Origin of the sequence: Shewanella mesophila (assembly GCF_019457515.1) — a bacterium.
In the GTDB taxonomy this organism is placed as follows: Bacteria; Pseudomonadota; Gammaproteobacteria; order Enterobacterales; family Shewanellaceae; genus Shewanella; species Shewanella mesophila.
This window is the reverse complement of the sequence record NZ_CP080421.1, coordinates 1601596-1617154: the sequence shown is the minus strand read 5'-3', so window position 1 is coordinate 1617154 and position 15559 is coordinate 1601596. Positions and strand designations below refer to the sequence as shown.

Below are 15559 nucleotides of genomic sequence, written 5' to 3'. Positions count from 1 at the left end.
TTAAGGAGTTAATCATGTCTATCGAACGTAGTATTTTCGCTTTTGCTGGCTTTATGGTGTTACTGTCTTTAGCACTCACTGCATTAGTACATCATAATTTTGTCTGGCTTACTGTCTTTGTTGGCGCTAATCTATTTCAAAGCGCATTTACTGGTTTTTGCCCTGCCGCCATGATAATGAAAAAACTTGGTATTAAGAGTGAAGCCGAAATTGAGCGTGCCAAACAACAAAGTTAAACAAGGAGTTCACGTGGGACAAACCACTTACATACTGTTAAAGCAATTTAAAACGCTTATTGCACTGTTATTTGTAGCCGCTATAGGGTTATCGACCCCGAGTGTGGCAGCAGAAGCTGATGCTCAAACAGCGGCATGGGAGATGATCAATAACGGTGCCTTAGTCATTGATGTCCGTACCCCAGAAGAGTTCAGTCAAGGGCATTTAGATAACGCGGTAAATATTCCCTATGAGAGCATATCTGCCGAGTTTACCAAACAAAAAATAGCTAAGGATCAGCCTGTTGTGGTGTATTGTCGAAGTGGACGCCGCAGTGGTATCGCACAGACCAGTTTAATCGAACTAGGTTACAGCAAGATTCATAATGGTGGAGGTTACGAACAGCTTGCAGAGCACAAATAGTAGCCAAACGATAAATGTTACATTATTAAAAAAGCACCCTTAGGTGCTTTTTTAATCGCTAGAATCTAAGTTAGCTTAGCTGTTACATTTGACTAAAAAATCAAAACTTAAATACATATAACTTATAGGAATAAGTTATACTAAAAGCGAATATTAAATTAACCTTAAATAACATATAGATAATACTAAAATAACCTATCCCCCCAGTATATATCTCTCCCACGACTAGAAAAATAAACAATCACAAAAATCGAGTAAATATTCAAATTTTCACTCTAAACTCACTAAATTCACGTTACAAATATCGTATTTTTGCATAAACCAACTTCTATCTACTTGATAGATTAACAATAAACCAATGGTTAACACTGCATTTACAAATGTATCACCAAAAGATAAATTCACTGCCGAGTAACATTTTTTTCGGCGGTAACGCTGAAAAACACTCTAATAATAATTATTAATTCTAAATTTGAAATGGAAGACTAAAAATGACAGTTAAAAAAACAACTGCGGTCGCTATGTCTTTATCTGCATTAGCTTTGGCTATTGCGGCTAACGTTAACGCTGCACCTTCTAAAGGACTTCAGCTGCAGGCAGAATCGGCTCGATTAACTCAAGCTTCACCACTGCCAAAACGCTATATCGTTAAATTTAAAAACGCACAGGTTAGCCCAGCACTTAGCTCAAATGCCATTGAAACTGCTGATTATCAACCCCGTGCAAATGAAGTTTTTTCTCATCACCGTGCACTAAATAGCGTTGCAGCAAAGCAGATGAAGCGTATTGGCCATAGCAACGCTTATTCAGCACAGCTTGATTCTAAAGCGATAAAAGCATTAAAACTGCGTGCCGACGTTGACTATGTTGAAGAAGATATGCCGCGCCGCCTATTAAGTGAAACCACACCTTGGGGACAAACTTACGTCGGTGCAACTAGCCTGAGTGATAGCCAAGCCGGTAACCGTACAATTTGTATTATTGACTCTGGTTATGACCGTAGTCATAGCGATCTCAATGGAAATAATGTCACTGGTACCAATAATTCTGGTACCGCTAACTGGTATGAACCAGGTGCAGGTAATGCTCATGGTACTCACGTAGCAGGAACCATCGCCGCTATCGCCAACAATGATGGTGTCGTTGGTGTTATGCCAAACCAAAATGCCAATATACATGTGATTAAAGTATTCAATGCCGATGGATGGGGCTATTCATCATCTTTGGTCTCGGCGGTAGATACCTGTGTTAATAATGGTGCCAACGTTGTCACTATGAGCCTAGGTGGCGCGAACTCTAGCACCACTGAACGTAATGCTCTAGCTGCACATGCCAGCAATGGTGTGTTACTAATCGCTGCTGCGGGTAATGATGGTGATAACACACATAGCTATCCCGCATCTTACGATGCGGTAATGTCGGTTGCTGCAGTCGATAACAACAAAGATCACGCTGCATTTTCTCAATATACCAACCAAGTCGAGATCTCGGGTCCTGGTGAAGCGATTCTTTCAACTGTGACTCGTGGTGAAGGTCGTTTAGCCGACATTACAGCTGGCGGTCAATCATACTTTACCAATGGCGTTGTTCCACATAATCGTTTCGTTCAATCAGCGGGTAATTATGTTGGCACTCCTATCGTCGGCTCAGTTACGGCTGAATTAGCCGAATGTTCGGTTTCAGGTAGTACATTTAACTGCGGTAATATGACAGGTAAAGTCTGTCTGGTTGAGCGTGTAGGCAACCAAGGGGCAAGCTATCCAGAAATTGATGCAGTTAAAGCTTGTAACAATGCTGGTGCTCAAGCAGCCATCGTATTTAGTAACTCAACTCTTCCTGGTCTTCAAAATCCTTTCCTAGTGGATACCAACAACGAGGCACCGATCGTATCTGTATCAGTTGACCGTGCAACAGGGCAAGCACTAAGAGCTCATATAGGCACATCGGTCACAGTGGCAAGCACTGATAATGAAGATTACGAATACTACAATGGTACTTCAATGGCTACGCCACATGTATCGGGTGTTGCAACCTTAGTATGGAGCTTCCACCCAGAATGTAGCGCAGCTCAGGTCCGCACTGCATTGACGGCGACAGCTGAAGATCTAGAAACGGCAGGTCGTGATGACAAAACCGGTTACGGTCTTATCGATGCGGTTGCAGCCAAAGCCTACCTTGATGAATCTTGTGATGGTCCAACCGATCCAGGAACAGGTGGAGGAACAGGCGGTGACAATGTATTAGTTAATGGTGTTGCGAAAACAAACTTAACTGGCGCTAAAGATGATGAACTGCACTTCTCTATCGACGTCCCTGCTGGTGCTAGCGATCTAAACTTCGCCATGAGCGGCGGTACGGGTGATGCCGATCTGTATGTACAGTATGGCGCAGCACCAACCAGTAGCAGCTATGATTGTCGTCCATGGAAAGGTGGTAACAGCGAGTCATGTCCTATCAGTACAGCGCAAGCGGGCACTTACTATGTGATGGTACAAGGTTATAGCGCATTCAGCGGCGTAAACCTAACGGCTAGCTTCACAGAGCAAAACGGTGGTGGTAGCACTGGTGGCGGAGCAGCGAGTTATACAAACAACACGACTTATGCCATCCCAGACAACAACACAACGGGTATTAAAAGCCCAATAAGCGTTGTTCGTACTGGTGATTCGGGAATGGTTAGCGTAACGGTCAATATCACCCATACCTATATTGGTGATCTTCAAGTTGAGTTACACAGCCCTTCTGGGCAGGTTGCGATTCTACATGATAACAGTGGCGGAAGTGCTGACAACATAGTCAAGACCTACACAGTAGACATGTCTGGCGTTGATTCAGCCGGCACTTGGAATCTAAAAGCCGTAGACAGCGCTCGTCGTGATACAGGTAGCATAGATGCTTGGCAGATAAGCTTCCAGTAATCACAGCAACCTAAAACAGAGAGCCTATGTGGCTCTCTTTTTTATCTGATACACCTCAGATAAACTGATATAATTGAGAAAATCTTCATTGATAAACTGATCGACATGACACAGACGAACAACCCTCTCCACGGAATAAAGTTAGAAAATTTACTCAATGACTTAGTCGATCATTATGGCTGGGAAGAGCTAGGTCAGCGTATCGATATCCGCTGTTTTAATCACGATCCAAGCATCAAATCTAGCCTCAAGTTTTTACGTAAAACGCCATGGGCCAGAGAGAAGGTGGAATACCTTTATTTAAAGATGAATAAGTTACCGCTGCCAAAACTAAAGCCGCAGCAGGAACTTCCTGCCGCAAAAACGCCTAGCAGCAGTAAAAATCAACGCTCGAGTTCGGTCAATGCCAATATTTGGGGAAAGAGCGAGTAATACCTATCAGCCTAAGCAAGTGGCCAAATGAAGGGCTTTCTTAAGATTGCCCAATCGCTTGTTGTACTGATTGCTATCATATAGGAAACTCAAAAACCAATCGCCACGCGTGTACACCATCACCCACTCGATAACTGACACCTAGGCGGTCAATTATTCCCATTCATTCCCATAAAATGGGCTTTGAAAAAGCCAGCGTAGCACCAAGTTCCAAATTATGGGAAACCAGCACATCATCACCGATAGGCATAACAAAACGAAGCCTATCAAAATACCAATAGCCAGCAGTGAACACTCTAGGTTTTACACCCACTCCTAGCCAATTCCATCGCCAATGAATATCAGTGCCGATATAGATACCTGATTGAATAGCAGAGTACGTTGCTTGTTGCTTGTTGCTTGTTGCTTGTTGCTTGCCATCAAAACTGCGATAACCTGCAAAAAAGAGTCTATTCACCCAAATAGGTCGACTCTGTTCAAGGGTTAATTCTCGCAAACTCGATACACCTGCCGAGAAGATGGCGACATCATTACCTGTAGAAAAATTATTGCATAACCTAAGTCGACATAAGATTGGAACTCATGAGTCGCCGAGGTTTGATTTCGATGTTCTATGCTTGGCATAAATGTCGTCGTCCCACACTCGATGGAAACTCGCCATCAGGTAGAACGTCCCAAGTAAAATTGAATAAACCAAATGATACCGCTGAGCGCAATCTCAATAACGAATCTTAATCGCTACACAATTCAAAGCGATGAGGAATATAAAGCACTGTGACATTTCGCCTGATGGTCGGCAGAAGCCGCTGCCCAGATAGTTGGCAAATGCATAATGAGCAAAATCTTATTCATGTTCAGCCACAGCAGAAAAGCTAGCTAAACCAAAGAGTATACAGGTAAGAAACAGAGATATGCGTATCGGCATATAGAATAGGAAGCTTTAGTTAACAAACAAATTAAAGCTAAAAACTATAGCGACTTGCCAAATTAAAAGCTAGCCGCCATGAGTTTGAGAAGATGATTAGGAGTTGCAGCCCTTATCTTCCGTAAAATGATATTCAGACATCATATGACCAAGTTCGGTTGACTTAGTTTTTAGATAGGCTTCGTTATAACGATTTTTACCGACCTGCAGTGGCACCCGCTCAACGACCTCGATTCCAAGCTCTTTCATTGCTTTGACTTTACGAGGATTGTTAGTCATTAGCTTAACCTGATGAACACCTATATTGTCCATCATAGGCTTGATCATATCGTACTTACGCATATCGGCGTCAAAGCCTAACCGCTCGTTGGCTTCTACCGTATTAGCCCCTTGATCTTGCAGCTCGTAGGCACGGATCTTATTTAACAAGCCAATACCGCGACCTTCTTGACGGAGATATAAGATAAAGCCCTGACCCGCTTCAGCGATATTTTGCATCGCGGTTTGCAGTTGAAAACCACAGTCACAGCGTAAGCTAAACAACGCATCACCCGTAAGGCATTCTGAATGAATACGACCAAGAATAGGCGTATTGCTATCTAACTCACCAAATGTCAGTGCGACATGTTCTTTGCCTGTGTCAGTGTCTTCAAAACCATGCATTGCAAAAACGCCCCATGGCGTAGGTAATTTTGAAGTAGCGACATACTTAATCGACATGAAATAACCTTTACTACTAGCTCAGACTTAAACGTCAGCGATAAATAAATTTAAGGCAGTAAAGCGACCTTAATTCTCAGACCGAGCATTCTATGTGTTTTTACCTGATAGTGAAATAGCCGACGAATTGAATCGGTTATTGCTTCACCGAGTAAACCTAAAAATGGTTTATAAGCATACGCCGTGTCATCAATGAGCGATATGACATCGCTCACGCACTCTTAATAAACATTAACGACAGCTTAGAATGGCTTAAGGGCAAAGCCTGTGACTTGAGTGAGTCCCATTTCACGACCTAAGGCAGTCATTGGATGCACAACCACTAATCCACGAACTGATTTCTTAAGCTTACCCATATCGGCTTGTTCAGCTTTAGTCAGTTCACGACTAAAAGGCAGTGATTTCACATCAGTACCTTTTTTATTAAGTAATCGCGTTTGTTGATTTCTTACACTGGAAATCTGCTTAGTTACAGCATTAATCTCTTGCTTAAACTGTAAAATCACCGCTTGATCACCGCGTTTTTCAGCCGCATCTAATTTACGACGACACTTGTCTAGACGATCATTAAGCTGCTGCAACTCTTGCTTTAAATTCATTAACTTGCCTTAAAAAATAACCATAATATCGGGTCGACTAAGTATCAAATCTGACGATTCCCGTTTGTCTGGTCGGCATTATACCACTATTGAGAGAAATGATGGATCACCTGATTACTACTACCACGAAATATCAAACTAGGATCGGCAAGAGACTGATCAAATTTTCCGTCAACCAACACATCAATATAGTCAAGCACTTGGCGCTGCGTCTTATCGAGCTCGTCGAGCCTATAACCAGTCCACAGCCAGATATCTTTGCTTGGGCATTCAGCCTTAACACATTTAACCAAGGCTAAAATAGCACTCACATTTTGCGGATAAAGCGGATCGCCACCACTAAGCGACAATCCGCGGCGATGAATACGATTATCTTTTAAATCAGTTAATATCTGCTCAACCATACCATCGTCAAACAGATGTCCAGAGCAAGGATTCCACGTCGATTGGTTATAACAGCCACGACATTGATGCTCGCAGCCCGAAACAAACAGAGTTACTCGAGTTCCAGGACCATTAACAACATCGATGGGAAAATATTGGTGATAATTCATCAAACTAAACCTTTATCAGACAAAAAGACGCCAATTAAGACGTCTTTTACCGTGAAACCTATCGCCGTTAATGCAGTAGTATTGCTATAAGTGCTTTACTCGGCGCTTTACTTCTTCCTGTTTCCCATAATTAAACGGTCTCGCATCAGGGCTACCTAAATAACCGCAAACTCGACGTGTCACCGACACCCGACTGGGTTCATGGTTACCACATTTAGGACACGTAAACCCTTTACTCGTACAGCTAAACTCGCCGGTAAAACCACAGTCATAACACTCATCAATCGGTGTGTTAGTACCATAATAAGGAACTCTGCTGTAGCTATAATCCCACACGTTTTCAAGTGCTTCTATATTATGCTGCATATTGGGGTACTCCCCATAGCAGATAAACCCACCATTGGTCAGCGCTGGGTATGGCATCTCAAAATCCAGCTTATCGTATGGGTTAACCTTCTTCTCCACATCGAGGTGGAAGCTATTGGTGTAGTAACCGCGATCGGTCACACCAGAGATAACCCCATAGACTTTGGTATCTAGCTTACAAAAACGGCTACATAGGTTTTCGCTTGGCGTACTGTACAAACTGAACGCATAACCTGTCTCTTCGCGCCAGCGCACCGTGGCTTCTTTTAGGTGCTCAATGATGGCCAGAGCTTTATCACGTAACTGCTCGCTATCAAATAGATGTGTCTCATCGCCATAAAGCGCATTCACCGTTTCATGTAAACCAATATAGCCTAACGAAATTGACGCACGGCCATTTTTAAAAATTTCGCTAATATCATCATCGGCGCGTAAACGTACGCCACAGGCACCTTCCATATAAAGGATTGGCGCAACACGAGCCTTAACCCCTTCGAGACGTTCGATACGGGTATCTAATGCACGGCGCGCAGTGGTTAAACGCTGATCCAAAATAGCGAAGAAACGCGCTTCATCCCCATCGGCTTCCAACGCAACTCGCGGCAAGTTGAGGCTGACCACACCTAAATTGTTACGGCCTTCATGGATTAATTCACCATCTTCCTCGTAGGTACCAAGGAAACTGCGACATCCCATCGGCGTCTTAAATGAGCCAGTGACCTTTTCAACCTGTTCATAATTTAAGATATCTGGATACATACGCATGGTCGCGCATTTCAAGGCCATCTGCTTAATATCGTAGTTACAATCACCACCTTTATGATTAATGCCATCGCGAATGGCAAATACCAGTTTAGGGAATACCGCTGTCTTACGGTTTTTACCCAGACCCGCCATACGTACTTTCAACATAGAGCCCTGAATAAGACGCGACTCCCATGAGGTACCTAGACCAAAACCAAAGGTTACAAACGGCGTTTGTCCATTTGCGGTATGCAAAGTATTCACTTCATACTCTAACGATTGAAATGCATCATGACACTCTTTCTCTGTCTGCTGGGTCGCAAATGCTTTCGCATCGGTAATCCCCCACTTGAGCGCCACTTGATAATGTTTGTCGTAACTTTTTGCCACAAATGGAGCTAGCACCTCATCGATACGATTGATCGTAGTGCCACCATAGATATGACTCGCCACTTGAGCGATGATCTGTGCGGTTACCGCCGTCGCGGTTGAGATCGATTTAGGGGTCTCAATTTCAGCATTACCCATCTTAAATCCATGGGTCAGCATGCCAGCCAAATCAATTAGCATGCAGTTAAACATGGGGAAAAATGGTGCGTAATCGAGATCGTGATAGTGGATCTCACCCGCCTCATGGGCAGACACCACATCTTTAGGCAAGATATGGCGAGTGGCATAGTGTTTTGCCACAATACCAGCAAGCAGATCCCGTTGGGTTGGGATCACCTTTGAATCTTTATTGGCATTTTCATTTAGCAATGCGGCATTACTCTGCTCTACAAGGCCACGAATATCTTGATTTAGGCGGCTACTGACTTCACGATGAACATCGCGATCATGGCGATACTCGATATAAACCCGTGCAAGTGACTTATAGGGCCCTTCCATTAATTGATTTTCGACGGCATCTTGCAGATCATGAATATCGACCTCTGCAACATCGGCCATCTTTTCGGCTACTTGAGTCGCGACTTGGGTCGCGTAGGCAACATCTTCAATACCTGCTGAGTGAGCAGCCGCTATCACCGCATCCCGAATCCTTGTTTCGTCAAAAGGCGTGCGGTAACCATCCCGCTTAATAACTACTGGCATTGTCTATTATCTCCTCAAGTAACGTTCAAAATGACACCATATATAGTGCAATTATAACGTCAAAGCACAATATGTAGGGTATTAAGCTACAAACTGAGGTCGAGTACCTTGATCCAGATCATGATTTTACGGATGGAATTTTGTGACGAGAGATTACTGCAAACTAGACCACTTATCTTATAAAGTGGCCTTGACCGCAGAGGTAAACAGAGCTAGATAATGTAAAAAGTTGGTAAAAACTGTGGATAACTGTTAAGAAATTACGTAATCCGCTTAGATAACGCCAAATAACTGTTCATTTGTCCCGAAAACTGTTGTGAATTACCCATCGAAGCTGCTAACTGCATTGTTGACTTAAGCCCCTGCCACTGCTTCTTATCAAGCTGTTCCATCGGCATGTCACCATTAATAAATACCGACAACTGGGCTGACACTCTGGCCGCTTTTTGACTGTACAGCGCCCCATCAACGCTATCCATATTACCCAATACTGATTTAGCATCATCGAGAACCGTCATTAATACGCTCTCGGGATCTGTCTGCGCTAAGGTCTCTTTTTGCTCGTCAATGAAATCCGTTAGACTTTGTTTCTGCGCACTGGGTTCGGGGATATCAAAGCCTGCCGAACTTAAACGATTTAATTGAGTGTCAGACAAAATACCATCTTGATGCAAACGCTGGATCAGTTTGGGAATTTGAGCCGTGGTAAACTGACCGTCAGCAAAGAAATCTTTAGCCATTGCCTCAATTTTTTGAGCGCGTATTGCTCGAGGAGACAATGACACAGCCTCTTCTGCAATCGCCGGCCCCGTCACCTTATCGGTATTAGCCTTATTAGACAGGCTAACTTTATCACTGTGTACGGAACTCGTTTGACTTTGGGGTTCACTATTAACAGCATTCCCATAAGCCTCTGTTGCGATTGTGTTATTAGGTGAAGATAGAAGGCTACTAATTGGATTCATTGTCAAAATATCGACTACTAAACGATTCATCCAACAAAGCAAAAACTAAGCCGTTTTTTATGATCAGCCTAAAACACTTTCTACGCTCTCCCTGTTAAGCGGAGACAAAACATAATGAATACGTCTTAGGCATGACGCTCAGCAAACCTAGCCTCAATAATATGCGCGACTTGTTTAACCGCAAACTCGCCGGCCGCAATCGCTTCATCGGCGCGATGAAACTCCATAGTACCAATATCGGCAACGTTCGGGGTGATCAAGAGATCTGGCGGATCGCCCATCAAACGAATGCGCTTGTGGCGCTGCTCAAGAATATCCATCGATTGGGACATAACCGCCAGCATGCCAGGTTGACTGTTATTTCCCAAGGAGAACTTATCGGTTAGCCCAGACACATACTCTCGACCACGCGCCAGCAAATCCATGAAACCAACCTCTTGACCACGATCTTTATCATGCTTGCCCTCGACGACCTTATCACTAGACGAGAGCGATACGGGTAACTGTTCGAGGCGCGTTTTCCTGTGGCCATACAGATCGACTGCAATCACTAAGTCAACGCCCATCGCTCGGCTTACCGATATAGGGACTGGATTAACAACGGCTCCATCGACTAGCCATCGCTCACCAATTTTTACCGGCGGTAGAATTCCTGGCATCGAACAGGATGCCCTTACTGCATGACGTAGACTTCCCTTCTGGAACCAGATCTCTTGGCCGTTGTATAGATCGGTGGCCACTGCCGCAAAAGGTAAGTTCATCTTTTCGATATCAAGATCACCGATATGTTGCTGCATCACATCAAAGACTCTCTCACCACCAATAAGGCCGCCTTTACGCCAACTCAGATCCATCAAGCCAAGTACATCCCAACTCGAAAAACTACTGACCCATTGTTGTAAATCATCTAAGTTGTTTTGAGCATATGCCGCCCCGACAACAGCGCCTATCGAACAGCCTGCAACCTTGTTTGGCCTAATGCCCATTTTTGCCAGTTCATTGAGCACGCCTATGTGTGCCCATCCCTTTGCGGCGCCACTGCCCAAAGCGATGCCAATATTCGCCATCTAATTACTCTCCATCTAGTTAGGATCCATCTCGATTAACAGTGGGTGTTTACACCACGAATAACTTCATCATATGTTAAAGCATCTAGCCAATCAGCCTTTAGCCGGAAAATAATTCGGCTAAGTTCAATTTCCAGCGCGCCGCACTATGAACAAACATCAATGCTAATGGCTGAAACGTACAAGTCGATGTATAATGCCGCCTTACCGTTATTTTGGAGCACACCTTTGCAATTTTCAGATTTTTCACTCGATAAACGCCTACTAACCAGCCTAGAACATATGGGCATCGAAAAGCCGACCGAGATCCAAGAGCAATCGATACCTGTAGGCCTATCGGGAAGAGATCTAATGGCATCATCTAAAACTGGCTCAGGGAAAACCCTCGCCTTTTTATTGCCAGCGATGCAGCGCGTTATCTCCACTAGAGCATTAAGTAAACGCGATCCTCGTGTACTTATTTTATTGCCCACTCGCGAGCTAGCAACCCAAGTGTATAGCCAGCTTCGACTATTGGTGGCCAATACCCAATATAAAGCGATGAAGATTTTGGGTGGTGAAAACTTCAATGATCAGGCAAAAGGCTTAGCAAGAGACCCCCATTTTGTGGTGGCAACACCTGGACGCCTAGCCGATCACCTAAAACAAAATCATCTGCATCTTAATGGGCTTGAATTACTGATTTTGGATGAAGCAGATCGGATGTTGGATTTAGGCTTTGCAGATCAACTGCGTGCCATCAACAAAGCCGCCGATCATAAGCGCCGTCAAACCTTGATGTTCTCGGCAACCTTAGATCATGGTCAAATCAATGAGATCGCCAGCGAACTGCTAAAAGAGCCTGAACACGTTTCAATTGGCGCATCCCATGTTGAAAACCAAGATATTGCCCAAAAAATCTATCTTTGCGACCACTTGGATCATAAAGAAAAGTTACTATTGGCCCTGCTTAAAAAGCAGCAACACAAGCAAGTGATAATCTTCACGGCCACCCGAAATGACACAGACAGACTCGCGCTAAAGCTGGCAGAGCAAGGGTTTACCACAGCATCATTAAGTGGAGAGCTTAAGCAATCGGCGCGAAATCAGATCATGGACCAGTTCAGTCGCGGTCAACAACAGATCTTAGTTACCACAGATGTCGCATCACGGGGTTTAGATCTGCTTAATGTATCCTTAGTGATTAACTTCGACATGCCCAAGTTGGCAGAAGAGTATATCCACCGCATAGGTCGAACTGGACGCGCTGGAGCGAAAGGCGATGCACTCTCTCTCGTTGGCCCTAAAGATTGGGACAACTTTAAGCAAGTGCAGCTATTTTTGCGCAAAAACTTCGAGCTGAGTGAAATTGAGGGGCTAAAACCCAAATTCAGTGGTTTAAAAGCGAAACCTAACCCAGGTAAAAGTGCCGCGAAAAAGGTGACAAAAGCGAAGGCTCGTCCAACCAAAGCCAAATCGGCGACTAAAGCAAAAGACAATCGTGATAAACGCTTTATTACCGGTATTGATGTGGGTGATGCACCTATGTTGCGCAAGCCTAAATCAAAACTGCAAGACACCCCTGAAGATTAATTTCAAAATGAGCGGTCATCGCACCGCTCTTTTCAATTTGTTATCAAAGAAAATCACTAAACAACAATTTTCTATGTGAATTTATTTTCGCAACTACTGCTCATTTGACCAATTAAGGTTACAATAAGCGTCATTATGGTTTTTATATTAGGTTTATCATGAGAGTTTGTGGCATTGAGTTAAAAGGTGGCGAAGCCATCATCAGTTTATTAAGTTATGAAGGTGATACTTTTAACGTGCCAGAATGCCGTTCTCGTTCATTAACGGTATCCAATTCAGCCAAGACAGAATCAATTAAAGAGTTTCACTTTGCTTTCGCTAAATTGATGGAAGACTACAAAGTCGATGAAGTTGCACTAATCGAGCGCGAGCAAAAGGGAAAACTAGCAGGCAGTGCCACCAGTTTTAAGATGGAAGCGGCGATTCAGTTATGCGGTTTGCCCGTGCACCTTATTTCACCAGTAACGATGAAAGAGCAACTGAAGCGTAACCCACCGATGGTTGACTTTGATGGGCTCGATCTTAAGCGTTTTCAAAAGAGTGCATTTGAAGTGGCTTATACTCTGCATAACCAACGCATATTTGCTAAAGACGAATAGTCGATAATTAGCCATTTCGCTAAATCACTTTACTTCTACTGCCAATAGGCTCGCCGGGCTACATTAGCCCGGTTTATCATAATGAATACTTTGACTTACCTCCAAGGCTACAGCAACGAAATCTTATCTCAGGTCGACACTCTTATCGCCGAGAACAGACTCCGATCTGTACTTGAGAAGCGCTACCCAGACCTCCACGAACTACGCAGCGATAAAGCGTTGTACGACTATACCATCGCCCTTAAAAATCGGTATATTAAAAAGTCTCAGCCACTCAACAAAGTGCTTTATGACGACAAAATCACCCTAAAAAAGCAAGCCTTAGGCCTGCACAGCTATATCGCCAAAAATCATGGTGGTAAGACTAAGTCAAAAAATGAGATCCGTATTTCATCCAAGCTTAAGCAGGTACCAGAGCCGTTTTTACGTATGGTGGTTGTACATGAACTTGCTCATTTAAAAGAGAAAGATCATAACAAGGCGTTTTATCAGCTCTGCTGTCATATGGAAGGTGATTATCACCAGTTGGAGTTTGATTTGAGGCTTTGGCTAACCATGCTCGAATTAGAAAACGCATCTATATAAAGAATCCACCTTCTTAAGAAGGTGACTTTTGATATACGCCTAAACAGGGAGCTTTTCTACCCTAATTTAGAAGTTTGCGCAGCACCGCTAGCAAAGCTTTACTGTAACACTGAGTCTAACGGAGATATGGTTAAATCAGCTTATAAGCCATTCAACATAGTCTACTCCATCACTTTCATTCACTTGATTTCAGACGAAAACTAATTGATGGTTGTAGTGGCAGAGTGAATTTCGCCACCTATTGACGTAGGTGGTTTTTACTTTTTACATCTCAGCGAGAAATTGAGACGATTCTACACTTGTCCCATTAACATCTTACGCACTTTCACCAATTGGCTAAATTCAGTCATCTGCTTCTTAGACAAGGTACTGGCCATCGGAATGTCGGCTTTCATCGGGTCGACTGGGCGGCCATTAACATGGAACTCATAATGAAGATGCGGCCCCGTAATACGACCGGTAGCGCCCGATAAGGCAATCACTTGACCACGAGAAACCCGCTGCCCTTTATGCACTAATGCTTTGGAAAGATGCAGATAACGGGTGCGATACTTATTACCATGTTCGATCACCACATACTTACCAGCATATCTATGGTCGGTCACCATAGAGACGATACCGTCACCCGGTGCAATAATTTGAGTCCCCGTCGGAGTCGCGAAATCGGTGCCATTATGAGGCGCAGTGCGGCCTGTTACCGGGTGATGACGATGACGGTCAAACCGTGAACTAATTCGATAATTCTTTTGTAGCGGAATACGTTGAAATGCTCTGGCGAGACTGCGTCCTTGTTCATCATAAAAGTTACCATCGCTGTTTTGATAGGCGTTGATAGCGCTGCGACCACGCTGGATATGAACTCCCAAAATATCGCTATTCCCAGTGACTTCACCATCGATATACTGCTCACTCATGAGTACAGAAAACTCGTCACCGGCACGTAAGTCACGCGCAAAATTCAGTTTTTCTTTGAGTAATGATTCGACACGTTGAATGTCAGCAGCAGTCAATCCAGCTCGCTGCGCCGATAGATAAAACGAGCCTTGTATCTCACCAACTAGCGACTTATTTTGCCAAATCCCTTCGATATTAATTTCGTCAACCTTGAAGCCGCCCTCTTCGTAGCGGCTAAAGACCACTTGGCGAGCGGCATTAAAATACAGTTCCAACTTAGTTAATTGGCCGTCATTATCGAGCCAAAAACGAATAATATTTCCAGGCTTAAGGGTATCTAGTGCCAAAATATCAAGATCCGCCTCAAGCACTTTATACATGGTTTGCTGATCAAGGTTAGCCTCAACGAATAATCCGCTTAAGGTATCTCCGCTAACGATGGTTTTGACATAATTGGGATGGATTTCTGCAATGGTGTCGGTTTCGGTTGCAGAGAGATTAGATACCAGAGATTCGACATCGAGTGTCACAGGAATGCGCTGAGGTAAAACCTGCTTCTGACTTGGCCACAATAGCGATATCCCCACCAGCAGACTCGCAGCCATTAATATTTTTCTATGGGGCGCAGGTAACGCTAGTAACCGAGATGGAGACATATTCAAAAAAGAAAATTTACTTGTACGCAACCTATGCCTCGACTTTCATTATTATGATGAACATTTTCCCCGCCAATACCCCATGAAATGGCGGGTTGATGAACAGTTATATCAAAAAAAATGTAATTCACAAACAGATCGATCACACAAATTTATCGAAGATATGGCTGTAAATGAAACTGGAGGCAGTATAAACAGAGATAAAGTGATAAAAAAACCTGCCTTAACAGCA

General features: G+C 43.8%; 15 protein-coding genes. 7 read left to right on the top strand and 8 right to left on the bottom strand.

The window, feature by feature from the left end; all coding sequences use genetic code 11:
- Window positions 1-14 precede the first annotated feature (14 nt).
- The 4 genes from K0I73_RS07095 (at window position 15) to K0I73_RS07080 (ending at window position 3989) form a co-directional block, all read left to right on the top strand.
- Complete coding sequence (locus K0I73_RS07095) at window positions 15-236, top strand: YgaP family membrane protein (protein WP_220063788.1); 222 nt, start codon at window positions 15-17, stop codon at window positions 234-236.
- A 13-nt stretch (window positions 237-249) separates the two neighbouring features.
- Complete coding sequence (locus K0I73_RS07090) at window positions 250-639, top strand: rhodanese-like domain-containing protein (RefSeq protein ID WP_258405313.1); 390 nt, start codon at window positions 250-252, stop codon at window positions 637-639.
- A 491-nt stretch (window positions 640-1130) separates the two neighbouring features.
- The gene (locus K0I73_RS07085) at window positions 1131-3557 is read left to right on the top strand and encodes a S8 family serine peptidase (RefSeq protein ID WP_220063787.1); all 2427 of its coding nucleotides are present in this window, start codon (window positions 1131-1133) and stop codon (window positions 3555-3557) included.
- 105 nt (window positions 3558-3662) lie between these two features.
- A complete protein-coding gene (locus K0I73_RS07080; protein ID WP_220063786.1) occupies window positions 3663-3989 on the top strand; it encodes a VF530 family protein in 327 nt (108 codons plus the stop codon).
- A gap of 163 nt (window positions 3990-4152) precedes the next feature.
- Here the strand turns inward: K0I73_RS07080 and K0I73_RS19110 are convergent, their stop codons facing one another.
- From K0I73_RS19110 to rssA, 7 genes are all read right to left on the bottom strand, one after another.
- Complete coding sequence (locus K0I73_RS19110) at window positions 4153-4485, bottom strand: hypothetical protein (RefSeq protein ID WP_258405312.1); 333 nt, start codon at window positions 4483-4485, stop codon at window positions 4153-4155.
- A gap of 525 nt (window positions 4486-5010) precedes the next feature.
- Entirely contained in the window at window positions 5011-5634 is a 624-nt protein-coding gene (gene ribA / locus K0I73_RS07070; protein WP_220063785.1) for a GTP cyclohydrolase II, read from the bottom strand.
- A gap of 242 nt (window positions 5635-5876) precedes the next feature.
- Window positions 5877-6233, bottom strand: coding sequence for a YibL family ribosome-associated protein (locus K0I73_RS07065; protein ID WP_220063784.1), 357 nt, complete (start codon window positions 6231-6233; stop codon window positions 5877-5879).
- An 86-nt stretch (window positions 6234-6319) separates the two neighbouring features.
- The gene (nrdG, locus tag K0I73_RS07060; RefSeq protein WP_220063783.1) at window positions 6320-6787 is read right to left on the bottom strand and encodes an anaerobic ribonucleoside-triphosphate reductase-activating protein; all 468 of its coding nucleotides are present in this window, start codon (window positions 6785-6787) and stop codon (window positions 6320-6322) included.
- Between the two features lie 84 nt (window positions 6788-6871).
- The gene (gene nrdD / locus K0I73_RS07055) at window positions 6872-8989 is read right to left on the bottom strand and encodes an anaerobic ribonucleoside-triphosphate reductase (RefSeq protein ID WP_220063782.1); all 2118 of its coding nucleotides are present in this window, start codon (window positions 8987-8989) and stop codon (window positions 6872-6874) included.
- Between the two features lie 260 nt (window positions 8990-9249).
- Window positions 9250-9984 carry a hypothetical protein gene (locus K0I73_RS07050; protein ID WP_258405311.1) on the bottom strand — a complete coding sequence of 245 codons (735 nt, stop codon included), beginning with the start codon at window positions 9982-9984 and terminating at the stop codon, window positions 9250-9252.
- Between the two features lie 95 nt (window positions 9985-10079).
- Window positions 10080-11021: a patatin-like phospholipase RssA gene (gene rssA / locus K0I73_RS07045; protein ID WP_220063781.1), complete on the bottom strand. Its 942-nt coding sequence runs from the start codon at window positions 11019-11021 to the stop codon at window positions 10080-10082.
- 228 nt (window positions 11022-11249) lie between these two features.
- Here rssA and K0I73_RS07040 point away from each other — a divergent pair, with 228 nt between their 5' ends.
- From K0I73_RS07040 to K0I73_RS07030, 3 genes are all read left to right on the top strand, one after another.
- The gene (locus K0I73_RS07040) at window positions 11250-12593 is read left to right on the top strand and encodes a DEAD/DEAH box helicase (RefSeq protein ID WP_220063780.1); all 1344 of its coding nucleotides are present in this window, start codon (window positions 11250-11252) and stop codon (window positions 12591-12593) included.
- Window positions 12594-12751: 158 nt separating this feature from the next.
- Window positions 12752-13192 (top strand): DUF3010 family protein, encoded by a 441-nt coding sequence (locus K0I73_RS07035; protein ID WP_220063779.1) that lies wholly within the window; start codon window positions 12752-12754, stop codon window positions 13190-13192.
- A gap of 81 nt (window positions 13193-13273) precedes the next feature.
- Window positions 13274-13777, top strand: coding sequence for a M48 family metallopeptidase (locus K0I73_RS07030; protein WP_220063778.1), 504 nt, complete (start codon window positions 13274-13276; stop codon window positions 13775-13777).
- Window positions 13778-14070: 293 nt separating this feature from the next.
- Here K0I73_RS07030 and K0I73_RS07025 read toward each other — a convergent pair whose 3' ends face one another.
- The gene (locus K0I73_RS07025) at window positions 14071-15357 is read right to left on the bottom strand and encodes a peptidoglycan DD-metalloendopeptidase family protein (protein ID WP_434086704.1); all 1287 of its coding nucleotides are present in this window, start codon (window positions 15355-15357) and stop codon (window positions 14071-14073) included.
- Window positions 15358-15559: the final 202 nt, after the last annotated feature.

What these genes read in the sequence shown, in the direction of transcription:
- K0I73_RS07095 (WP_220063788.1), top strand. Translation starts at nt 15, where the DNA reads ATGTCTATCGAACGTAGTATTTTCGCTTTTGCTGGCTTTATGGTGTTA.
- K0I73_RS07085 (WP_220063787.1), top strand. Translation starts at nt 1,131, where the DNA reads ATGACAGTTAAAAAAACAACTGCGGTCGCTATGTCTTTATCTGCATTA.
- K0I73_RS07080 (WP_220063786.1), top strand. Translation starts at nt 3,663, where the DNA reads ATGACACAGACGAACAACCCTCTCCACGGAATAAAGTTAGAAAATTTA.
- ribA (WP_220063785.1), bottom strand. Translation starts at nt 5,634, where the DNA reads ATGTCGATTAAGTATGTCGCTACTTCAAAATTACCTACGCCATGGGGC.
- K0I73_RS07065 (WP_220063784.1), bottom strand. Translation starts at nt 6,233, where the DNA reads ATGAATTTAAAGCAAGAGTTGCAGCAGCTTAATGATCGTCTAGACAAG.
- nrdG (WP_220063783.1), bottom strand. Translation starts at nt 6,787, where the DNA reads ATGAATTATCACCAATATTTTCCCATCGATGTTGTTAATGGTCCTGGA.
- nrdD (WP_220063782.1), bottom strand. Translation starts at nt 8,989, where the DNA reads ATGCCAGTAGTTATTAAGCGGGATGGTTACCGCACGCCTTTTGACGAA.
- K0I73_RS07050 (WP_258405311.1), bottom strand. Translation starts at nt 9,984, where the DNA reads ATGAATCGTTTAGTAGTCGATATTTTGACAATGAATCCAATTAGTAGC.
- rssA (WP_220063781.1), bottom strand. Translation starts at nt 11,021, where the DNA reads ATGGCGAATATTGGCATCGCTTTGGGCAGTGGCGCCGCAAAGGGATGG.
- K0I73_RS07035 (WP_220063779.1), top strand. Translation starts at nt 12,752, where the DNA reads ATGAGAGTTTGTGGCATTGAGTTAAAAGGTGGCGAAGCCATCATCAGT.
- K0I73_RS07030 (WP_220063778.1), top strand. Translation starts at nt 13,274, where the DNA reads ATGAATACTTTGACTTACCTCCAAGGCTACAGCAACGAAATCTTATCT.